Below are 20,228 nucleotides of genomic sequence, written 5' to 3' on the forward strand. Positions count from 1 at the left end.
CCCCTTCAGGACGGCTCCGCCAGCTCCCGCAGCAGGAAGGCCCCCACCAGGGCCGGCAGCACGTAGCGCGACGTGAGCAGCACCCCGAACAGCAGCGGCTGGGCGGTGCCGTAAAGGGGGCCGAGCAGCAGGAGCAGCACCGCATCGCGGGTGCCGATCCCTGCGAACGACAGCGGCAGCAGGCCCACCAGCACCGCCGTCACCATCACCAGCAGGCCTGAGGCCGACCACAGGTCCATCGCCAGGGCCTGGGCGAACAGGCCCATCTGCACCAGATGCAGACTCCACAGCCCCAGGGACACCAGCAGGAAAACCAGAAAGTCGGCCCAGCGGAAGCGACCCGCCACCAGGCCCGCCTCCCGCAGCTTCAGGGGCAGGGGCTTGAGCAGCCGCGCCACCACACCGCCGTGGCGATGGGGCAGCAGCACCAGCAGCAGCGGCAGGGCCAGCAGCAGCAGCAGGGGCGTCAGCCCCAGACCGGCCAAGGGACCAGCCAGTTCGGGGATGCCCGGCACCGCCCCCACCAGCCGGCGCAGCAGCCCCAGCAGGGCGCCGAGCAGCACCAGGGAGAACAGGTCGGCCACCTTCTCGTAGACGGTGAACACGTGCAGCTCGAACGGGTAGGCGATCCGATCCAGCCGGCCGCAGAGCAGGCCCTTGCCCAGGTCGCCCAGCTTGGAGGGCAGCACCAGATTGAGGCAGGCCGCCAGGAAATAGCTCTTGAGGGACGTGCCGTAGCCAGGGGCCGGGGTGATCCCGAGCCTGCGGGCGAAGTGGGCGTAGCGCCAGGCGGTGGCAGCGCTGAGCAGGCCCCCCACCCCCAGGGCCGCCAGGAACAGGGGCAGGGACGCCCGGCGCAGGGCCGCCAGCAGCTGGGCCGGATCCACCTGGCGGTACAGCAGCCAGAGCAGCAGCAGCGACACGCCGATGGCCAAGGCGACCTTGAGGCCGGAGCGGCGGCGGCTCACCAGCGGCGCTCCAGGCTCAGGCCCGGCCCGTCCTGGCCCAGGGCACTGCGCAGCGGCTCCTGCAACTCCAGGGCATAGGGGTGGAACACCCGGCTCATCACCACGTGGCGAAAGCTGCTGAAGGTGGTGGGAATCAGGCTGGCCTGCGCCGCCTCCGCCGCCGGCAGCCGCACGCGGTCCTCCACCACCAGCCCATCGTCCCGAAAACGCAGCCGCCGCACGAAGCTCCGCTGGGGATCGGGCCGCGCCGCGATCAGAAGCCTCTGCATCAGGGCCCGGATGCCATCGGCCCAGTAGCGGCCCAGCGAGAGCATCAGCAGCCGCAGCACGATCAGCTTGAGGGGGGTCATCGGCTGGGGCCGGTAGGCGCTCAGCGGCCCCTCGATCCGCAGGGTGGCGGCATCCTCCCAGCACCAGCGCAGCTCCGGGGCCTGGGCTGTGGCCAGATAGGTGGCCGCTGCAGGCCGCCGCCAGCGCAGCAGGCCGCGGGGGCGGGGCTCGACCCGCAGGGCCAGCTGGGTGTCCTGCACCACGAAACGCTCCTGCCGGTAGAGGCGGAAGGCGCCGCCGAGCCGCAGCGACACATGGGTGCAGCAGTCGCCGTGGCGCAGCCAGAGGTGGCCCGCCTGGGGCAGCTGCCGCTCGATCTGGGATGGTGGCAGATCCGCAGCGCCGCCCGGTTGCGAGGCCCCCCAGCCTGCGGCCACCAGCCCCCGCAGCAGAGGCAGGCAGCGCAGGTCACTCCAGAGGTGGTGCTGGATCACGAAGTCGTCGCGGACGGCGGTGGGGTAGCGGATCCAGCGGGCTTCCAGCACCCGCAGCAGCAGCTCCAACTCAGCATCGCCGTCGCCGCGGTCGGCCCGCTCGATCGCGTGGGCCAGCAGCCCGTGGCCGAACCAGTTCCAGGTGGCGCGGGCGAACAGCTCGCCGCCGAGACAGCCATCGGGCTCCACCGCCGCCAGGATCAGGCGGGCATGGCCGTCCAGCAGGTCCTGCACCCGGGGACGGCACTCGGGCAGCGCCTCCGCCAGCTCCCGCAGGCAGGCGAAGGTGAGCGACTCATACCCAACATCGAAGCCGCCGTACTCCTCGAACCAGCCCTCCTCGCTGCGCCAGCTCATCAGCCGCTCGAAGCGCTGCCGGGCCACCGCCGCCAGGGCCGGATCGCCCAGCAGGGCAGCGCCGCGGGCCAGGCAGAGGCTGATCAGGGCCTCGTGGTTGGAGAGGCGGCCGCTCTCGCGGTGCTGCGCCAGCCAGTAGAGCCGCCGGGCCAGCCGCGGCAGCAACTCACTCGGCAGCTCCAGCGCGCCCAGGCGCTGGGCCTCGAGGATCGCGAACAGGGAGAAGGCCGTGGCGCCGGCGGCCTGCTCATAGGGGAAATAGTCGTCGACGCTGCCGTTGCCGTGCTGGCCCTGGAGCGAGAAGGCGGCCCCGGCCTGGATCAGGCGGCGCAGCTCCTGGCCGGCCGCCGCACTCAGCTGGGGGAAGAGGCGCTGCTCCAGGGCCAGGGCCAGCGGATACAGGCACTCCTGGGACATCCCGGAGGGGAAGTCCTTGATCTTGTACTGCCACCAGGAGCGATCGAAGCAGCCGTAGCTGGGGGCGTAGGGGGTGCGATCGGCAAGGGTGAGCAGGTGGCGGCAGCGCTCCTGCAGGCTGGCCTCCAGCGCCGCCACCAAAGCCGCCGGATCGGGTGGAGCACCACGCAGGGCCGGCAGGGCGAGGCTCATCGGCCCGCTCCGGGCGATGGCAACGCGGCAGCTGGCGCGGCGGGCGGAGCAGCCGGCAGCGCAACGGGTGGAGCAGCGGCGGCCTCAGCCGGGGCGAACTGGCAGGCCACAGACACCAGCAGGAGCTGCTCCGACGCGGAGGGCTGCGGCCCCGAGGCGCGCCGGTCCGCTGGCAGGGGAGTCGTACAGGCCGCCCGGGGCCGCACGGCCGCCAGGTCCTCCCGGGGGGCCAGCATGTGGCTCACGCGCAGGCGCCGCAGCTGAGCGGCCAGCTGGGGATCGTCGCGTCGCAGGCTGTCCTCCACCAGCTCCTGCTGGCGGCGCAGGCGCAGGCCATCGCGGATCGCGGTGCGGTGGAAGCCCCGATCCATCTCCTCCGCGTAGAACACCCGCACCCCGGCGGCCACCGGCAGGGCACTGGCCAGCTCGGAGCTGCCGTCGCCCGGCAGCACCAGCACCTGGCCCGTGGCGGGCACCTGGGCTGCCACCGCCCGGATGGCGGCAGCGTTCACCGGCAGCAGGTCCACCGGCTCCCGCAGCAGCGGCAGGGCCAGGGCCAGCAGCAGGGGCAGCAGCCGGCCACCCCGGAGCGGCAGCAGCCAGGCCAGCACGGAGAACTCCGCTGCGGAGAGCAGCAGCACCGCCGGCATCATCAGGTAGCGGTTGGGATCGTGCAGGCGGAAGGCCAGGGCGAAGGAGAGGCCGTAGAGCACCAGCGCCGCCAGGGCCAGGGCCAGGGCGAGCTGGCCGGCACGGCTGCGGCGCTGGGGATCGGCGTCGCGCCAGAGGCGCCAGCGCTGGGCCAGGGCCGCTGGGCCGCCACGCCGCAGGGGCCCCACCAGGCGTACGGCCGCCAGCAGGGCGGCCACCGCCAGCACCGAGGCCGGATCGCCCAGCCAGCCGAAGGCATGCTGGCCGCTGGCCGGCAGGGGCCGAAAGCGCTTGTCGCGCAGCAGCTCCAGCAGCACGGCCGGAGTGGGTCGGAAATCGTGGAGGCTGGCGACGCTCGGGCCCAGATCCCCCTGCAGCAGGGCCGGCTCCAGGGCTGGGGCGGCACCGAAATGGCCGGCCTCGAACAGGCGGAACGTGGGCCCCCAGGTGGCGGCGTGGATCTGGGGGCCAAGCAGCTTGAGCCCGAGCAGGGTTGCCAGCACCAGCAGCAGCAGCCGGAGCGCCAGGGGCCCGAGCGCAGCCCGGCGCGGCCAGCGCCAGCGCCAGCGGGGCGCCCCGGCCCAGGCCGCCAGCAGGGCGGCTCCCGCCGTGGTGAGCAGGCCAAGGGCGCCGAAGGTGGGATAGGCGGCCGCCAGCAGCGCCAGGCAGAGCAGGCTCCAGCGCCAGCGACCCTGCAGCTGGGCCAGCAGCAGGGCAAAGAACAGCAGGGTGCCCAGATCCCGAGGGGTTCCGGTGAGTACCTGGTTGCTGAACACCGCATTGGCCAGCAGCAGCACCGCGAGCAGGGCCCGCCGCGCCGGATCGCGCAGCAGGCTGGTCGCCAGGCCCCAGCTCAGGGCCGCCAGGGGCAGCAGCAGGGCGAAGGCCAGCAGCTTGGTGGCCACGGGCACCGTGAGCTGCAGTCCGCCCGCCAGGGCCAGCACAAGGCCCTGGTAGATCCGCGGCGCGGCCGCCGCGAAGTACTGCACCTGGGGCTGGGCCGCCAGCCAGCCGTCGCCCTTGAGGGCCGCCACCAGGGGCGGGCCGTACTGGCGGGTGTTGTCGAGGAGCTGGCCTGGATCGGCCACGGCGCCGCCGAAGCGGAGCAGCAGCACGAGCAGGAACAGCAGTGGCGCCAGCCAGGCCAGGCCGCCGGCGCCAGCCCATCGTCCTGCCGCGGACCTGAAGGCGCTCATCGCCCCGCTCCGCCACTGCGGTCGCGCTGCAGGGCCAGCAACTGCTCCGAGAGGCGGCGGTTGATGCCGCTGAGCAGCGACACATAGCTGATCGCCAGCAACTGCAGGGCAGTGAGGAACATCACCGCCGCAAAGATCAGGCTGGGCACATGGCTGCGCGGCGAATCCTCCAACCAGAGATAGATCCAGCGCAGGAACAGCACCGAGGAGGCGGCCAGCAGCACCCCGGCCAGGAAGAGGGTGATCTTTTCGGCCCGGTAGATCAGCAGGGTGCGCAGAATCGCCGTGGTGGAACGGCGGATGTAATCGCCGCTGCTGCGCACCAGCCGCGAGGGGCGGGTGCTGGGGTTCACCCGGATCGGCACCGACACCACCCGCAGGCCATTGAGACCCGCCTGGATGATGCTCTCCAGGGTGTAGGTGTAGTCGTCGTAGATGTTGATCCGCGCCGCTGCGTGGCGGCTGAGGGCTCGGAAGCCGCTGGGGGCATCCAGCACCGGCGTCTGACTCACCAGCCGCACCACGGAGCTGCCGATCTTCTGGAACAGCTTCTTGCTGACGCTGAATTCCTGGTGGGAATCGATCGGGCGGGCCCCGATCACGATGTCGGCCTGGCGCTCCAGGATCGGGCGCACCAGGGCCAACAGGTCGCGGGCGTCGTACTGGTTATCGGCATCGGTGTTGACGATCACGTCGGCGCCGAGCCGCAGCGCCTCCGCCACTCCGGTCTGGAAGGCGGTGGCCAGGCCGCGGTTCACCCCATGGGCCACCACGTGCTCCACCCCCAGGGTCGCGGCCACGGCCAGGGTGCGATCGGAGGAGCCGTCGTCCACCACCAGGATTTCCCAGCGCAGCGGCCGCCCGTCCGGCAGGTCCGGGGCCTGGGCCAGGGCCGCGCGGATCGCCGACACCGCCTCCGGCAGCTGGGCCTCCTCGTTGAAGCAGGGAATCTGGATGATCACCCGCAGCGGCACAGCGGCCCCCGCCGGCGCCAAGGGCGTCAGGGCCTGCATCGCAGGAGGGGCCGGTGGGGCACGGTCACGCGGCAAACACGGGCGACCACCACAGCAGGGGATTCACCTTGAGGGCTCACCTTACTGAGCGGCATCCGGCAGCTCCCAGCGGCGGGCCAGCTCGTCGAGCAGGGTCTTGAGGCAGCTGGCCACCGGCACCGCCAGCAGGAGTCCCAGCAGGTCGCCCAGCCCCATCAGGCTGCCGAAGCGGGCCCCGATCGGCAGGCACACCAGCAGCCAGGCCGGCTGCAGGCCCACGATGCTGCCCATCAGCCGGGGCTGGATCACCTGGTCCACCACCTGGCCCACGCTGATGGCCGCCGCCAGCACCTCCAGGCCGGTGCGCGGCTCCTCCAGGGCCAGCAGCACGCTCACCAGCACGATCGTGAGGGCGCTGGCGTAGGGCACCAGGGTGGTGAAGCCGATCAGCACCGCGAACAGCACGCCGTAGGGGATGCCCAGCAGCGTGAACACCACCATCTGGGCGCCGCTGAGGATCAGGGCCAGCAGCACCTGGCCGGCGAAATAGCCGCGGAAGGTGCGCCCCAGGGTGGAGAGGATCAGACCACGCCACTGGGCTGGCAGCCAGCGGGCCAGGCCCGCCACGATCGACTCGCCGCCCAGCAGCAGGAAGATCGCCAGCACCAGCACGATCACGGTGTTGACCGTGACCCCCACCGTGGCCCCCAGCAGGCCCAGCAGCTGCTGACTGACCTGGCTGGCCACCTGGCTGACGCGGGTGAGCAGGCTGCTGCTGAGGTCGCCGATCTCTGTGGGCAGGCCCCGCTGGGCGGCCCACTGCTCAAGGCGATCCAACCACTGCTGCCCCTCCGCCAGCCAGGAGGGCAGGGCGTTGATGAGTTCGCCGAGCTGCTGCACCAGCCGCGGCACCAGCCACAGACCCGCCAGCACCAGCAGCCCCATCCCCAGGCCCACCACCAGCAACACCGCCAGGCTGCGGGGCAGGCCGCGGCCCACCAGCCAGCGGGTGGGCAGGTCGAGCAGGAAGGCGATCAGGGCCGCCCCCAGGAACAGGGCCGGGAAGGGCGCCAGGGGCAGCAGCAGCTGGCGCAGCACCCAGAGGTTGAGCACCAGCAGCGGCAGCGCCAGGCTCAGCCGCAGCCAGGAGGGGAGCACCAGGCGTTCGAGCATCGTCCGCCGTACGGCTCCGCGGGGAAAGGGTTCAGGAGTTGGCGCCCAGTCTGCTGGCGCCTGCCGCAGCCTGCCACCAGAAATACAGCCAGGCGGCGATGCCGAGGAATTTGAAGCCCTCCTCGAACAGCTGCGTCAGCTCATAGCGGAAGGGCAGCAGGCTCTGGATCTCATCCACCAGCACCGAGCTGCCCAGCAGCACCACCGCTGCAAGGAAGGAGAGCCCCCCGAGGGCGGGCACGAGGCTGCGGTAGCGCAGCAGCAGGGCCACGGCGAACACCGCGTAGAGCGCGTAGAGGAAGTTGGCGCCGATGTAGCGATCGTGCAGCAGGAACATGTCGTCGAGGGCGAGCAGCAGCGAGAAGCCGCCGCCCAGCAGCAGCAGCTGGCGGTGCCGCCCCCGCGCACCGGTCACGCCGGAGAGGGCGCCGAAGAAGGCGATCGCCGCCGCCGCCATCCAGAGCAGGTAGCCGAGGTTGGAGAGCAGCCCAACCCCCAGGGGGTACTTGCAGGTCTGGGCCAGGTCGCGCAGCACCAGTTCGGCCTCGATGCCGGCGGCGCCACTGAGCCACAGCGCCAGCACGTACACCAGCAGGGCCGGCAGCAGGGCCAGGCGCAACAGGGGAACGAGTCCGGCTCGGGGTTGGGAGGGGGTGTCGGACATGGAGGAAAGCGCCAGGGGGCGCCAGGCCTGTCGGCACCCTACCGAGCCCGCGCCAGCCGGTTCTCCGGGCCGGGATCTGGGCCCGGGCCTCAGCCCCAGCCTCCGGCCATACGGTCCAGGTAGACGGTGCTGCCCAGCTCCTGGAGGCGCCCATCCTTGGCCACCACCTGGTCGTGCAGGCTCTGGCGGTAGGCGGCCAGCCGCTCGGCCAGGGCCGGATCGGCGAGGGCCAGGATCTGGGCCGCCAGCAGGCCGGCGTTGGTGCCGTTGCCGATGGCCACGGTGGCCACGGGGATGCCAGCCGGCATCTGCACGATCGAGTGCAGGGAATCCACCCCCGAGAGGGCCTTGCTCTGCACCGGCACGCCGATCACCGGCAGGGGGGTGAGGGCGGCCACCATGCCGGGCAGGTGGGCGGCACCGCCGGCGCCGGCGATCACCACCTGGAGGCCACGGCCGGCGGCCTGCTGGGCGAAGGCCACCATCTCCAGGGGGGTGCGGTGGGCGGAGAGCACCCGCACCTCCACCGGAACGCCGAAGTCGTCCAGCAGGTCCACCGCCGGCTGGAGGGTTGGCAGGTCGGAGTCGCTGCCCATCACCACCGCCACCCGGGGGCCCCCGGGCCCTTGAGGGCTGCTGGCGGTGGGATTGCTGGCGAGAGGCTTGCTGGCGGCCATGACCGGAATCCCCACGGAGGCGGCGAGGATGCCATTCTCCCGCCCCGGCGCCGTTCCCTCCCCCGCCCGGTGCCCATCGCCATGCGCTGGCTCAGCAACCTCCGCCTGCCCAACGCCGCCCCCAGCCACGCCAGCCAACCGAACCGCCGCTGGCGGGTGGGGCTCGACGGCCACGGCCAGATCGCCGCGGTGGAACCCCTGGCGCCCGGCAGCGCGGCCGCCGGCGAGAACTGGCAGGGCGACTGGCTCAGCCCTGCCGCGGTGGACCTACAGATCAACGGCGGCCTGGGCCTGGCCTTCCCGGAGCTGACGCCGGCCGACCTGCCGAAGCTGCTGGAGCTGCTGGAGCGGCTCTGGGCCGATGGGGTGGAGGCGATCAGCCCCACCCTGGTGACCTGCGGCGTGGCGCCGCTGCGCCAGGCCCTGGCGGTGCTGCGCCAGGCCCGCGCCGAGCACCGGCAGGGGCGCTGCCAGCTGCTGGGCGCCCACCTGGAGGGGCCGTTCCTGGAGCCCAGCCGGCGCGGCGCCCACCCGGCCCAGCACCTGGCGGCCCCGAGCCGGGCGGCGCTGCTGGAGAGGATCGGCGGCTTCGAGGCCGAGATCGAGCTGATGACCCTGGCGCCGGAGCTGCCCGGCGCCGGCGAGGTGATCGAGGCGCTGCGGGAGCTGGGGATCCTGGTGAGCCTGGGCCACAGCGCCGCCGATGAGGCCCAGGCCAGCGCGGCCTTCGCGGCAGGCGTGACGATGCTGACCCACAGCCTCAATGCCATGCCCGACATGCACCGCCGCGCCCCCGGGCCGGTGGCAGCCGCGGCGCTGCGGGGCGACGTGGCGCTGGGGCTGATCGCCGATGGCGTGCACGTGGCGCCCACCATGGCAGTGCTGCTGCAGCGGCTGGCCCCCGGGCAGCTGGTGCTGGTGAGCGATGCCCTGGCCCCCTACGGCCTACCCGACGGCACCTACCGCTGGGACGACCGCCCGTTGACGGTGGAGGGCGGCAGCTGCCGGCTGGAGGACGGCACCCTGGCGGGGGTGACCCTGCCGCTGCTGGAGGCCGCCTGCCGGCTGGCGCGCTGGAGCGGCGAGCCGGAGCGGGCCATCGCCGCCGCCACGCTGCACCCCCGCAGGGTGCTGGGCGACGAGCGGCCGCTGCCGGAGCTGCTGCTGGGGCTGCCCCTGGCGGAGACCCTGCGCTGGAGCGGCACGGCGGAGGCGCTGCGCTGGCGGCGCTCCGCCTGAGGCCGGCGGCCCGGCGCTGCGGGCCCCCAGGCAGTGCTGCCTAAGATCCGCGCCACGTCCCGCCCATCAGGCCCCCTTCCGATGCCCCCCGAGCAGCTGCTGGATCCCAGCCAGACCCAGGACGCCAAGGCGGCGGAGAAGGCCGAGGTGCAGGCCTACTTCAACAGCACCGGCTTTGAGCGCTGGAACCGCATCTACAGCGAGAGCGAGGCGGTGAACCGGGTGCAGCGCAACATCCGCATCGGCCACCAGAAGACGGTGGACAACGTGCTGGTTTGGCTGCAGGAGCAGGGCGACCTGGCCAACCGCACGTTCTGCGACGCCGGCTGCGGTGTGGGCAGCCTCAGCCTGCCCCTGGCGCAGGTCGGAGCCGGCCACGTGGACGCCTCCGACCTGTCGGAAGCAATGGTGGCGGAGGCCGGTCGCCGCGCGACCGAAGCGGGGATCCCCAGCGAGCGACTGCGCTTCACCGCCTCCGACCTGGAGAGCCTGAGCGGCCGCTACGACACGGTCATCTGCCTGGACGTGTTCATCCACTACCCCCAGGCCCCGGCGGAAGAGATGGTGCGCCATCTGGCCGCCATGGCCGAGCGCCATCTGATCGTGAGCTTCGCGCCCTACACCCCGCTGCTGGCGCTGCTGAAGGGCATCGGCCAGCTGTTCCCAGGCCCCAGCAAGACCACCCGCGCCTACACGCTGCGGGAGGCGGGGATCGTGGCGGCGGCTGCTGAGGCGGGCTTCGTGCTCAAGCGCCGCAGCCTCAACCAGGCGCCCTTCTACTTCTCGCGGCTGCTGGCGTTCGAGAAGGCGGCCTGAAGGGGGGCCCGCGGCGGGAGCCATCCATCCGACGCTTGCACCAGCCGGGCCCAGGCGGCGGAGAGGCCCCAGGACAACCGGTGATCAGGCAGCCAGCCACTCAGTCATCCCCAGTCGCACCTGCAGGTGCCCCTGTCGTCGGCCAGCGCGGGTCGAGGTGAGGATCATCAGATCGCGCCGTGGAAGGGTCGGCGAGGGGCCGGAAGCCATCGAGATACTCAAAGCGGTCAACAACGTGTCCCTGCATGTAGGGGCGACCAGTGCTGGGGCAGCGGCGGAACTCCCAGGTGTGCTCCAGGCGGGCCTTGAGCAGTTCGCTCGTGGGGCTGCCCTCCGGCCGATGGCGACAGGTCCATAACATCACTGTCTTCGCAGTTGTAGCAGGACGCTGGACAGAAACCAGGATAGTTGAGTAGCTATGGAGCTCATCAAAGAACTTGCGTTTAACGATTTGATGCCGCTCAAAGTCGGCGTAGCCGATCCAGGAGGTTTCCCCAAAACGCATGTAGAAGGCCTCACTGGCGATGATCGGAAGGAACCAGGAGAGACCGGCCTGACGGTCGTGCAAGATTCCCCACTGGAGGATGATGGCGCGGGCCTCATCCTCTGAAACGAGATCAATGTTCGGCACTGGAGCAGTGACAGAACGACATGGAGGAACCGTAGCCAGCTGATCCGCTCGTGGGCTTCGCGCCCAAGCGCCGCAGCCTCAACCAGGCGCCCTTCCACGTCTCGCGGCTGCTGGCGTTCGAGAAGCCGGCCTGAGCCTGACGGGCGGAGGCTCGTCGGGCGCCAGGACAGCGCCGATCTCGCGGAAGATGGCGTCGGCGCCGTTGCTGTACCCACCGGTCTTGTCAAAGGCTGCCTCGTCAAAGGTCACCGCGACGGCGATCGCGATCTTCTTCGACGGCAGATAGGCCATCACCCCGGCCTGCCCGGAGAACAACGGGTTCTGGAGGAGCCACGGGCCCGAGAGCACGATACCGATGCCATAGGTGTAGAAGTCGTCGAGCGTCGCGCAGGTGACACAGCCCTGGATGGGCTTGCCGAAGCCGCGCAGGGTCGGAGCGATCTGGAGGCGGTGCATCTCGGGCGACACCAAGCGCCCGGTGCCGATCGCCTCGGCCGACGTCACCATGTCGGCGATGGTCGTGTATTGGATCGCGCCCCGCGTGATCGTCCACGACGGATTCCAGTAGGTCGACTCCTCGTAGAAGCGCGTGGATGGTGGGATGCCAAGCAGCTGGCGCCGCTCCGACGAGAAGGCGTGAAGCACGGGCTGGGCGATCCTGGGTGTGCCGTCAGGGTCGCGCGTGTGGCGTAACGGCAGGGGGGCGAAGATCCGCTCCTGCATCAGCTGCGGGATCGTCATGCCCGTGATCTTTTCAAGCGCCAGGCCCAGGAGGATGTAGTTCGTGTGGGCGTAGTTCCAGCTGGTACCAGGCTCATACCAAAGGGACTGGAGATTCGCATAGGAGAGCAGCTCCTGCGGCGTGAACTGGCGGAAGGGATTCGCGTAGACGGTCTGCTCGAACGCAGGGTTGCCGATCACGTAGTCGCGGTAGCCGGATGTCATCCGGGCGAGCTGGCCGAGGGTGACGCGATGGGCATTCGGGATCTCCGGCAGCCAGCGCGAGAGCTTGTCGTCAAGGCTCACCCGCTTCTCATCAACCAGTTGCAACAGCAGCGTGGCGACGTAGGAGATGGCGATGGCACCATTGCGCACGTGCATGTCACGGGTGGCAGGAACGCCCGTCATCGATTCGCCCAGCGCCTCGGTGACGACATCCTGGCCATCGATCGTGACGCGCACGAGCACCGCCCGAAGATGGTCTGAGGCCATCCGGTTGCGCACGATCCGCAGGATCGCGTCGGCCTGGGCCGAGTCCGACACGGTGCCGCCAGGGCTGGCCAGGGCGGGCGCTGCGGCCAGGCATGCCGCAACTACTGCACCCACAATCAACCTGGAGCGGGAGCCTGGCCGACGCGCCGCAGCTCGTACCTGGGCGAGCAGGCCACGCGTGGATCGGCAGACCTCCTGCCGCAGCGACCAGCGTGCCTGAACAGGCTCCATGGAGCGAAAGGCCGGAGATCGTCAGTGATACAGCATCTCAGCATGATCAGCAACGTCCGTGCCAAGCCGTCGACCGCAAGAGGACAACCATGGCGAGGGATTAGATCTCGCCGAGGACTCTGCGGAGATCAAACAGAAGATCACCGCAGACCCAGATAGCCCGCCAGCAGGAGGAAGCCGACTCCGAACAAGAACCAATACAGCCAGTCCGACTGTGCGGTGTTATCGAGAACAGCAGACGCCGGCCTCTTCGGATTGTAGTAGACCCTGACCAGCTTTCCGGGCACGTATGGCCTCAGAAGCTCATCCATTGCAGCTCGACTGACTCCGTATCCGGAGAAGGAAGCGCGAAAGCCCACATAGGCTCGACCACCAACGTCGTAATGGTAGCGCAAAACGGGCTTCGTCATGTCAATGTGCTCATCGTCCACACGAGACTCGGTGATGCGCCCGATAACACTGGGCCAAGACAAGCACTCCTTCGAGCGGGCCCTTAGCCATAGGGACAAGCCCACCAAAGCGGCACCAGCAAGGAGTGACACTGAAGCAAACACCAGAGCCATGGATCCGAGGCTTAACGGAAGATTCGGCTGGAGCCAGGTGACGCGTGGTCATCAACTGACCTGAGTGGATCAGTATCGCGTGCCAAACAGGCGGCGCGCATCATGGCTGGCTTAAGGCTTGGATCATGGCAGGAAGAAGGAATCCAATCAAGACCAACGACAGGGCCGGACGCAGCAAGTTTACAGGCTTTGAATCCCTCTCCATGATGGCTGAGGCGGCATGATTCGCTGCCGAGAAAGAAAAGAACATCAACATCGCGGTCACGATCGTGGCATCTGCATGGCGCCCCCAATCCAGGGCATAGACGAGCAGTGCCGTCACTGCGGTAGCCGCATTGGCCAGACCCGATTGGACTTGATAGGCATGATTGGGCGCATAGCCAATTTTCACAGAGGCCGCTTCTCCCAACACCAGGGACTCAAAGGCCACTGTTCCCGACATGAGCACAACAACGAAAGGCCCCAGAATATGGAATCGTGAAATCGCATCATGACCGAGGAAGGAAGCGACTACAAAAGCCAGTCCGATGCCGACGGGCCGAAGCCACTCCATGAACACGGCCAGATTCTGTTTTGTCATGTCAGCTCACATCCACGCTGTCGATTGCTCACCGAACAATTTGCAGAAGAGGGCCCACCCGAATTGCTGGGGCGGATCGCTGCGAGGAAGGGTAGGCCGCGCTCAAGGCTTCACTTAACTCCATCGGATGAACCAGCCCCATAAGCCAGATAAAAGCCATGCACTGCCCCCAGTAGCTCGCGTAAGCGGGCGCCTAGGCACGAAGCGCCTCACCTGTCGCATCCTCATCTAAGGGAGACAAAGCCCCGGGGTCGAATAGAGAGGAATGAACTCCTCTCGCCCCGTGCAGGCTCCACGACGATGCTATCTCCGGAAGGGGAGAGAAACTGGATCGTCGCACCTTGCTCCTACAAGCCTTGAGATGCTAAGCCTTGCAAAGAAGCGAAGACCCGGCATCTGCAGCGATGTGGACCAGCCATGAGGCACCAGATGCGTAGGCGCTTGGCAGTTCATAGTGGCGGTGAAAAAGATGAGCCTTACAGATGACATACAGAACTACTGACAGGGAAGCATGCAGCAAGGGACCTCGAGCCTCCGAACGCCCAAAACAACGTTGGATAGCACGCAGCGACAGAAACAGGAAAGCCAGCATCCACATGCTGGCCTTGAAACCAGAAGGAAGACGCAATACGACCAGGCAATCCACATCGATTCCCCGCAGATAACGATGACCTGAGGGAGATACACATTCAGGACATGACTAGAACCAGGCAGCGCGAAGGGCACACAGAGCGCGGAGCCTAGTTCATACTCAACGGATGCCTAAGCTGAATCCAATAGATCGAACAGAGGTGGCCGATCTCGTTCTATCTGACGAAGAGCCCGCGCCACCTTAACGAGCAAGAAGGAGGATGTCGCAAGCCGTCCTAGAACTTAAAGCGAAGTGACATGATCAGAAGGCCAATTGCAGTACAAACTAGCAGCCCCAAGAGCCCACCGAAAAGAAGGCCCGCTGCGATAACGAGAACCACGAATACTGCCTGAATCAATCGTATATCACGGTTAAGCTGGCGAGACCGCTCTTCAGCCTTTCGTCTTCGCGCAATCCGCTTTAGCCGGTACTTCTCAGAAGTCTCAGGGTCCTCGGCCCTTGGCCCCAGTGAAGCAGATTGACGCTGGGACTCTGCCCAGTTAGTCTGCTGATTCAACAGCCGCTGCCGGAATATCTGAGCTCCTGCGCTCTTCAGAAGATCATCTCCACTGACCTCGGGGGGCGTGTCAGGCACGTGATGGCTTGATTCATTCTCATTGGTGCAGTCGCGATGAGTCATATTGAAGTCTGATATCCACCAACGCGGCACACTGTGCCCCCACTTCATGCGTCGGTTGCGATCCTCGGACGTCATGCCACTTCCTTAACGCGACAGCGGACTCTTGCTAACCAAGAGTTTGCGAAGAGTAGGCCATACCCTGAACGATGTCAACATATAGCGCAAGCACCTTGATGCGGCTTGACCATCGATCTGGCCTCCCCATCGCAAAGCCCCCAGTTACAAATACAATCGACTGATTCAGGATGGGATCCCTAACCATCAATCACACCCGCCAATGCGTGCGCCAGGAGGTCACTTTCTTGATGATCTAGGCCACACGTTCCCGCAAATGAATGATATTGCCCTCCGGGTCGCAGACATTGCGAACCCGCAGGCTGGGTCCCGGCCACACTGGCCCGCAAAGTAAGCCGCCAGACTCTACTACCGCTTTCTCGGCGTCCTCCAGACTGCTGACTGTGAAGAATGGCTTGATCGCCTGCTGATCGCGAGGTGATGGTGGTGCGGCGATCTCGATCTGATCGGCGTACATTGCAGGGATGGCATGGATGATCAACTGAGCATCCGCCGACTGCAGCACTCTGTGTTCAGAGTCTGCGAAAAGCAACTTGGCTGATAGCAACCTCTCGTAGAAGCCTGAGACAGATTCGAGGTCTTTAGCGTAGATCAGAACACCTGTGGTCGCTGGCCCAGGCATGTGGTCATCCGAGGGAGTAGGTCACTGAGTATGGCCTGTGAGGCCAAGGGTTCCAGATTGGAACCGGGCTGAGGTCTTGGTCAATCACAGGATACGTGCTGCTCCGGACATCTGGATCTGGAAGTTAGGCCACTCAGTTGTACATCGCCGCTTCACGTCTTCTGGGACAGTTCCTCGGCGGCGATGCCAAACACTTCGTCTGCCGAACCGATTGCCACGAAGTGACCGGCCCCCGCCACCGGATGCCACACAGCTCCAGGCATTTGGTCGGCAAGCTCCTTGTTGATCGCATCGGGCACGAGCCGGTCGTCCAGGCCTTGCCAGAGGTGAACACGTCGCTCGATCTGGCGAACATCAAAGTCCCAACCCCGGTAGAGCAGCTCGGAATCGCGAACTAAACCCTCGATTCCATGGGCAAAGCATTCGGCGCTTGCTTCGCTGAAGGCAGCTGCGAAGCCTGGTCGCCGCACAATCTCCTGGTCATACGGGTTGATGGCCCTCAGCAATTGCTGGATGTAGGTCTCGCGGAAATCAACGGCGGTCTTGGCGAGTGCCGCATACATGAGACGGAAGCCAGGCTGAAAGTGCAGTGCGAGAAAGCCCCCTAGCGCATCAACTGCGGAAAGGTGCTTCTTTGCCGAGTTGTCGCCGAAAGCTCCGTAGCTGCCGCCGGCGATGCTGGTCACGTGGCGCAGTCGAGCTGGGTCGATGTAAGCCGCGGCCGCCAGAGCCCACGGGCCACCCTCCGACCAGCCTGTCACTCCAAACTCACGGTGTCCCAAAGCGTCGGCGATGGCCGTCATGTCGTCAGCCCATCCCGAGTAGCTGCGTTCCTCCTGGGGAGTGGACTGTCCGATGCCGGGCCGGTCTACGCAAACAAGGCGGAGCCCATGCTTGGACGCCGCCTCGGCAAAGAGTCGGGCCTCAAGCCTGCTACTCGGCCCGCCATGATTATGGATAATGAGCGGACCATAAGGATCTCCAACTTCGAGATAGGCGAGAAGACGGTCGTCTTTCGTTACCAGCATCGATCCGCTCCACGGGAACTATGATCGCAATGGCCGATTTAAGATGATCTTAGGATTGATTGGCATGAGGCTGGCAACGAGGCCTGCCATCGGCAATGAGAGGGCAACGCTGCCATGGGAGCAGCCGCCTCCGTCAAGACAATCTAGGGCATTCCATGGGGCCCAACATTCGCCATCAGCCACGGGAGGTAAGAATGTCCGCTGCATGGCATTGGTGGGCAGCGGCGCCGCTTGCTCAGTAACCAAGAACGCGTAGATGCATCGCATTGACATCAGCTTGAGCAGCTTCGCCTCGCAGACGGACTGCATCTCCATGAACCTCTGGAAGATAACCCCTAGGAACTCAACAACCTTGGCGAACTTGGGGCTATCCAGCCTCCTCCGATGCCTGGCCAACGATCACGATCAGCAACGGGAGGTAGCACTCTTCGCATCCCATGCATCATTGGCCCCCGTTCGCTGAATCTTGATGTCAGCTGTCAGCGCATTGAATCCGCAGCATTTCGCATGCTCCTCTCTGGAACTCGTAGTCCACCCGCTGAATCGACACCTTGTGTCCAGCTGTACGTAGCAGCTCGACACTCGTTTCAAGATGGGGCGAGATGGCACCACCAAATGCAAGAAGCGGAAACACCCTGACTTCCCTGGCAACTCGGCATAGCTCAAGCAGCGAAGAATGATGGAACGCCTCGTCCAGCTGTTGGCTATACAAGAAAAGTAGATGGGAGCAGAGGGCCAAGTCGAAGTGCCTATCAGAGAATGGGAGAGATGGTAGTTCCGAGTTCAAGTACCGTCCCTCAACAAGGCCGGCTGGATAGTCATCCAAGAAAGTTTGCATTGCGGCCATGCGGACCTTGCCGAGCTCCTCAACTGATGCGATGGCTTTCCAAACGAATTCGTTCTGATTCTGCCTGGTCTGATCGATCACGAGCCTATAGGTCGCGGCAATGCGAGCTTCGATATCGGCTCTGCTGAATGCATAGATTGGATCGCACGAAATAACCTGAGCGCCTCTTATAGTAGCTTCTGCATTGAAGCCTGCTGGTCCATCCCCACAGCCAAGGATTCGGCCAGCCATATCGGCCCCGGCCAGCGAGAACATGGCCGAGTACTCCTCGAAAGAACGGCCCCAGGGAACAACCTGATCAAGCGCGAACATGGTCTCTTTGGCGAAAGGCTAAAACTCAGGATCAACGGCTGGATTTAGCGCAGTCAAGTGGAGGCATTCGCACTATACTGACCTTACCCAATGGCCCAGAGCTAACAGTGCCAAGATCGCCGAGATGAAGGGCCCGCATGATCCGACCCGGCCCATGGAAACCCCAGTGTAGATCCATTGGCGACTGACTTCTGAGACGTCCTAGACGAGTGCCGACGAGGCAGCATGGTCAAAACGGAGGGCTTCCATCCAGTCCGGCATCTCCCGCAACTTGCAGAAGTCGTTCGCGTCAGTCGCGAACGTCGGAATGAAAGACCTTGGAGATCACCTGCCAGCGTCCGTCCACGTGGATGAGCGTCAGCAGATCAATGAAGTCCCTGGGCGGGATCGAGCACTGCAGCCGGGCATGGGCGGTGACCGGTCCGATGAGCTCAATCGACAGCACGCGGTCGGTGCGCGGCTGGCTGCTGGCCGCAGGTGCAGGGCGCGCGTCGACTACGGGAAAGTACTCGTCCATCCGCAAAACGATGGGCTTGTCAGCGACCGCTGTGGCATACAGCGCATCCTGATGGAAGACCTGCGCCAGGAGAGTCGTGTCGCTGTGGTACAACCCGTCGAAGTACAACTGCAACACCGAATGGATAGCGTCGAACTCGGTGGGGCTGCTCATGGGCCGGTCCCCCGCTTGGCGCGCTCGCGCAGAACGGCGACGGTCTCGCCGGCGATGCCCCAGTGATCGGTCTCGACCTCCTCGATGACCACGAAGGTGGTGGCAGGATCCTTGTCGAGCACCTGCACCAGGAGATCGGTGGCGCCGCGAATGAGCTGGGCCTTCTGATCGCGTGTCGCGCCTTCGCGCGTGATCTGGATCTTGACGTAGGGCATGGCGAGCTCCTCAGGCGATCAGGCCTTCGGCCTTCATCGCGGCCTGCACCGCGGGTCGGGCCGACACGCGCGCCATGAAGGCGCCGATGTGCTTGAGATCCGATAGATCGATCTGCACAAACTTGGCCCAGCCGAGCACGGTGAAGAGGTAGGCATCAGCCGCAGTGAAGGTCTCGCCGGTGAGATAGCTCTTGCCCTCGAGCTGGCCGTCGAGCCAGGCCAGCTTCTTGCGCAGCACAGCGGCCAGCGCCTTCTTCGCCGTGGCGTCCACGTCGTTCTGGAAGAGGGGGGTGAACGACTTGTGGATCTCGGAGGTGATGTAGTTCTGCCACTCCATCACGCGGTAGCGTGCAAGGCTGCCGGCTTCCGGCATCAGCGTGTGCGCGTCGGCGCGGTCGGCGATGTACTGCGCGATCACGGGGCCTTCGGACAGGTGGGTGCCGTCGCCGAGTTGGATCAGCGGGACCTGCCCCCTGGCGTTGATGGTGTAGTAGTCGACGCCGCCGGCGGTGAGGTGCCTGGCGGTGTCGACCTTCTCAAGGGTGAAGGCCGTGCCGGTTTCGCGCAGCAGGATGTGCGGGGCGAGCGAGCAGGCGCCCGGCGTGAAGTAGAGCTTGAGAGGGGTGGGCATCGAAAGAAGTCCTGGCGGAAGTGGAGCTGCGCCGACTGTATTGGCTACGCGATCGGAAATAAACATGTCATCATTCAATTCACTTATTACATAGAGATCACCAATGAGCCGCCAGTTCCAGGACCTGCGCCTGGGCAGCATCGAGTTGTTCTGCCTCACCGCGCAGCACTTGAGCTTCACAGCAGCAGCGAAGTCAGCGGGGCTAACGGCGGCCGCCGTTAGCCGTTCGGTCACGCGGTTGGAGGGGCGCCTAGGGGTACGCCTCTTGATGCGCACCACACGCCAGGTGCGCTTGACCGACGTCGGCCAGCGCTACTACGACCAATGCCGCCAGGCGCTTGGACAGTTGAGTGAAGCCGAGCGCGAGGCCACGGGTCAGCAATTGAAGCCCTCAGGGCTGGTGCGCATGAGCCTGCCCACGTCCTATGGCCACTACCGCGTGCTGCCTTTGCTGCCGGACTTCGTGCGGCGATATCCAGATATCGAGATCGAGACCCAATTGACCAATCGCAACGTGGACTTCACCGATGAAGGCTTCGATCTCGCGGTGCGCGGCCGTGTGCTGCCCGACTCCGGCCTGGTGGCGCGCAAGCTCGAGGACGCGCCCTTGCTGATCGTTGGAGCGCCCAGCTACCTCAAGCACCATCGTCCGCCGCGCACCGCCGACGACTTGGCACAGCACGAGTGCATCCAGTTCGTGCTGCCCAGTAGCGGCCAGGTGGTGCCTTGGCTGGTGCAGAGCGAGGGGCACACGATGGAGTTCTCGACGCCGGGTCGGCTGCGCTGCGCCGAAGACATCCTCGCGCCAATCACGCTGGCGCGCGCCGGAGCGGGTTTGGTGCAGACCTACCGCTTCCTGGTCGAGGACGACCTGCGCGACGGGCGCCTGGTTGAGGTGCTGGCCGATCACGCCGGTGCGTCACGCCCGTTCTCGCTGCTCTATCCCGGCAACCGCCACATGACACTGCGCGTGCGCACCATGATCAATTTTCTGGTTGACGCCCTCGGCCCTGGGCCGCAACGCTCGCGTTGACCTGCCCTTTGGCTAAGTCACAGCAGAGGTCTCACACGCAACGGCACTGAGGACCGCACCCCCAAGGGCCATCCCCAGCGACTGGTTCGGCGGCTCGGCACTGTTGACGTGACCCCCTTTGTCGGTCCAGTCCTTATGAGAGTGGGTGGATGTGGTCATGCTGCAACTCCCTGTTGAGCTGCCTCCAGGGGCGTACGCCCC

General features: G+C 66.4%; 20 protein-coding genes. 3 read left to right on the plus strand and 17 right to left on the minus strand.

The window, feature by feature from the left end; all coding sequences use genetic code 11:
• Positions 1-5: 5 nt before the first annotated feature.
• The 7 genes from CJZ98_RS08615 to purE all read right to left on the minus strand — a co-directional run bounded on the left by CJZ98_RS08615 (position 6) and on the right by purE (position 7,970).
• Positions 6-968: a lysylphosphatidylglycerol synthase transmembrane domain-containing protein gene (locus CJZ98_RS08615; RefSeq protein ID WP_157910929.1), complete on the minus strand. Its 963-nt coding sequence runs from the start codon at positions 966-968 to the stop codon at positions 6-8.
• Positions 965-2,698, minus strand: a complete 1,734-nt coding sequence (locus CJZ98_RS18260; protein WP_157910930.1) for a hypothetical protein — start codon at positions 2,696-2,698, stop codon at positions 965-967. The genes CJZ98_RS08615 and CJZ98_RS18260 overlap by 4 nt, the downstream gene beginning before the upstream one ends.
• Positions 2,695-4,545, minus strand: a complete 1,851-nt coding sequence (locus CJZ98_RS08620) for a hypothetical protein (RefSeq protein WP_094590395.1) — start codon at positions 4,543-4,545, stop codon at positions 2,695-2,697. The genes CJZ98_RS18260 and CJZ98_RS08620 overlap by 4 nt, the downstream gene beginning before the upstream one ends.
• Positions 4,542-5,558 carry a glycosyltransferase family 2 protein gene (locus CJZ98_RS08625; RefSeq protein WP_198537618.1) on the minus strand — a complete coding sequence of 339 codons (1,017 nt, stop codon included), beginning with the start codon at positions 5,556-5,558 and terminating at the stop codon, positions 4,542-4,544. Before CJZ98_RS08625 ends, CJZ98_RS08620 begins: the two co-directional genes overlap by 4 nt.
• 81 nt (positions 5,559-5,639) lie before the next feature.
• A complete protein-coding gene (locus CJZ98_RS08630; protein ID WP_198537620.1) occupies positions 5,640-6,710 on the minus strand; it encodes an AI-2E family transporter in 1,071 nt (356 codons plus the stop codon).
• Between the two features lie 31 nt (positions 6,711-6,741).
• Complete coding sequence (locus CJZ98_RS08635) at positions 6,742-7,374, minus strand: oxidoreductase (protein WP_094590397.1); 633 nt, start codon at positions 7,372-7,374, stop codon at positions 6,742-6,744.
• Between the two features lie 89 nt (positions 7,375-7,463).
• The gene (purE, locus tag CJZ98_RS08640; protein ID WP_094590437.1) at positions 7,464-7,970 is read right to left on the minus strand and encodes a 5-(carboxyamino)imidazole ribonucleotide mutase; all 507 of its coding nucleotides are present in this window, start codon (positions 7,968-7,970) and stop codon (positions 7,464-7,466) included.
• 162 nt (positions 7,971-8,132) lie between these two features.
• Between purE and CJZ98_RS08645 the strand changes: the two genes are divergently transcribed.
• Together CJZ98_RS08645 and bchM are read left to right on the plus strand one after the other, a co-directional pair.
• A complete protein-coding gene (locus CJZ98_RS08645) occupies positions 8,133-9,290 on the plus strand; it encodes an N-acetylglucosamine-6-phosphate deacetylase (RefSeq protein WP_094590399.1) in 1,158 nt (385 codons plus the stop codon).
• 81 nt (positions 9,291-9,371) lie between these two features.
• Positions 9,372-10,106 (plus strand): magnesium protoporphyrin IX methyltransferase, encoded by a 735-nt coding sequence (gene bchM / locus CJZ98_RS08650; RefSeq protein ID WP_094590401.1) that lies wholly within the window; start codon positions 9,372-9,374, stop codon positions 10,104-10,106.
• Positions 10,107-10,206: 100 nt separating this feature from the next.
• Here the strand turns inward: bchM and CJZ98_RS08655 are convergent, their stop codons facing one another.
• From CJZ98_RS08655 to gstA, 10 genes are all read right to left on the minus strand, one after another.
• The gene (locus tag CJZ98_RS08655; protein ID WP_094590403.1) at positions 10,207-10,737 is read right to left on the minus strand and encodes a hypothetical protein; all 531 of its coding nucleotides are present in this window, start codon (positions 10,735-10,737) and stop codon (positions 10,207-10,209) included.
• Positions 10,738-10,815: 78 nt separating this feature from the next.
• Positions 10,816-12,180, minus strand: coding sequence for a serine hydrolase domain-containing protein (locus CJZ98_RS08660; RefSeq protein WP_094590405.1), 1,365 nt, complete (start codon positions 12,178-12,180; stop codon positions 10,816-10,818).
• Positions 12,181-12,320: 140 nt separating this feature from the next.
• Positions 12,321-12,743 (minus strand): DUF3592 domain-containing protein, encoded by a 423-nt coding sequence (locus CJZ98_RS08665; RefSeq protein ID WP_094590407.1) that lies wholly within the window; start codon positions 12,741-12,743, stop codon positions 12,321-12,323.
• Positions 12,744-12,843: 100 nt separating this feature from the next.
• Positions 12,844-13,323: a DUF6790 family protein gene (locus CJZ98_RS08670; RefSeq protein ID WP_094590409.1), complete on the minus strand. Its 480-nt coding sequence runs from the start codon at positions 13,321-13,323 to the stop codon at positions 12,844-12,846.
• 1,581 nt (positions 13,324-14,904) lie between these two features.
• Positions 14,905-15,201: a VOC family protein gene (locus CJZ98_RS08675; RefSeq protein WP_198537622.1), complete on the minus strand. Its 297-nt coding sequence runs from the start codon at positions 15,199-15,201 to the stop codon at positions 14,905-14,907.
• Between the two features lie 242 nt (positions 15,202-15,443).
• Entirely contained in the window at positions 15,444-16,319 is an 876-nt protein-coding gene (locus CJZ98_RS08680) for an alpha/beta fold hydrolase (protein WP_094590413.1), read from the minus strand.
• Between the two features lie 472 nt (positions 16,320-16,791).
• On the minus strand, positions 16,792-17,478 hold the full coding sequence (locus tag CJZ98_RS08690) for a malonyl-ACP O-methyltransferase BioC (protein ID WP_094590417.1): 687 nt from the start codon (positions 17,476-17,478) through the stop codon (positions 16,792-16,794).
• Positions 17,479-17,767: 289 nt separating this feature from the next.
• The gene (locus CJZ98_RS08695; protein ID WP_094590419.1) at positions 17,768-18,148 is read right to left on the minus strand and encodes a nuclear transport factor 2 family protein; all 381 of its coding nucleotides are present in this window, start codon (positions 18,146-18,148) and stop codon (positions 17,768-17,770) included.
• Positions 18,145-18,363, minus strand: a complete 219-nt coding sequence (locus CJZ98_RS08700; RefSeq protein ID WP_094590421.1) for a tautomerase family protein — start codon at positions 18,361-18,363, stop codon at positions 18,145-18,147. The genes CJZ98_RS08695 and CJZ98_RS08700 overlap by 4 nt, the downstream gene beginning before the upstream one ends.
• A 10-nt stretch (positions 18,364-18,373) precedes the next feature.
• On the minus strand, positions 18,374-18,994 hold the full coding sequence (gene gstA, locus CJZ98_RS08705) for a glutathione transferase GstA (protein ID WP_094590423.1): 621 nt from the start codon (positions 18,992-18,994) through the stop codon (positions 18,374-18,376).
• A gap of 103 nt (positions 18,995-19,097) precedes the next feature.
• Here gstA and CJZ98_RS08710 point away from each other — a divergent pair, with 103 nt between their 5' ends.
• The gene (locus CJZ98_RS08710; protein ID WP_094590425.1) at positions 19,098-20,027 is read left to right on the plus strand and encodes a LysR family transcriptional regulator; all 930 of its coding nucleotides are present in this window, start codon (positions 19,098-19,100) and stop codon (positions 20,025-20,027) included.
• The last annotated feature ends 201 nt before the right edge of the window (positions 20,028-20,228 follow it).

It is taken from the genome of Vulcanococcus limneticus LL, assembly GCF_002252705.1.
GTDB lineage: Bacteria > Cyanobacteriota > Cyanobacteriia > PCC-6307 > Cyanobiaceae > Vulcanococcus > Vulcanococcus limneticus.

What these genes read in the sequence shown, in the direction of transcription:
- CJZ98_RS18260 (WP_157910930.1), bottom strand. Translation starts at nt 2,698, where the DNA reads ATGAGCCTCGCCCTGCCGGCCCTGCGTGGTGCTCCACCCGATCCGGCG.
- CJZ98_RS08620 (WP_094590395.1), bottom strand. Translation starts at nt 4,545, where the DNA reads ATGAGCGCCTTCAGGTCCGCGGCAGGACGATGGGCTGGCGCCGGCGGC.
- CJZ98_RS08625 (WP_198537618.1), bottom strand. Translation starts at nt 5,558, where the DNA reads ATGCAGGCCCTGACGCCCTTGGCGCCGGCGGGGGCCGCTGTGCCGCTG.
- CJZ98_RS08630 (WP_198537620.1), bottom strand. Translation starts at nt 6,710, where the DNA reads ATGCTCGAACGCCTGGTGCTCCCCTCCTGGCTGCGGCTGAGCCTGGCG.
- CJZ98_RS08635 (WP_094590397.1), bottom strand. Translation starts at nt 7,374, where the DNA reads ATGTCCGACACCCCCTCCCAACCCCGAGCCGGACTCGTTCCCCTGTTG.
- purE (WP_094590437.1), bottom strand. Translation starts at nt 7,970, where the DNA reads ATGGGCAGCGACTCCGACCTGCCAACCCTCCAGCCGGCGGTGGACCTG.
- CJZ98_RS08645 (WP_094590399.1), top strand. Translation starts at nt 8,133, where the DNA reads ATGCGCTGGCTCAGCAACCTCCGCCTGCCCAACGCCGCCCCCAGCCAC.
- bchM (WP_094590401.1), top strand. Translation starts at nt 9,372, where the DNA reads ATGCCCCCCGAGCAGCTGCTGGATCCCAGCCAGACCCAGGACGCCAAG.
- CJZ98_RS08660 (WP_094590405.1), bottom strand. Translation starts at nt 12,180, where the DNA reads ATGGAGCCTGTTCAGGCACGCTGGTCGCTGCGGCAGGAGGTCTGCCGA.
- CJZ98_RS08665 (WP_094590407.1), bottom strand. Translation starts at nt 12,743, where the DNA reads ATGGCTCTGGTGTTTGCTTCAGTGTCACTCCTTGCTGGTGCCGCTTTG.
- CJZ98_RS08670 (WP_094590409.1), bottom strand. Translation starts at nt 13,323, where the DNA reads ATGACAAAACAGAATCTGGCCGTGTTCATGGAGTGGCTTCGGCCCGTC.
- CJZ98_RS08680 (WP_094590413.1), bottom strand. Translation starts at nt 16,319, where the DNA reads ATGCTGGTAACGAAAGACGACCGTCTTCTCGCCTATCTCGAAGTTGGA.
- CJZ98_RS08690 (WP_094590417.1), bottom strand. Translation starts at nt 17,478, where the DNA reads ATGTTCGCGCTTGATCAGGTTGTTCCCTGGGGCCGTTCTTTCGAGGAG.
- CJZ98_RS08695 (WP_094590419.1), bottom strand. Translation starts at nt 18,148, where the DNA reads ATGAGCAGCCCCACCGAGTTCGACGCTATCCATTCGGTGTTGCAGTTG.
- CJZ98_RS08700 (WP_094590421.1), bottom strand. Translation starts at nt 18,363, where the DNA reads ATGCCCTACGTCAAGATCCAGATCACGCGCGAAGGCGCGACACGCGAT.
- gstA (WP_094590423.1), bottom strand. Translation starts at nt 18,994, where the DNA reads ATGCCCACCCCTCTCAAGCTCTACTTCACGCCGGGCGCCTGCTCGCTC.
- CJZ98_RS08710 (WP_094590425.1), top strand. Translation starts at nt 19,098, where the DNA reads ATGAGCCGCCAGTTCCAGGACCTGCGCCTGGGCAGCATCGAGTTGTTC.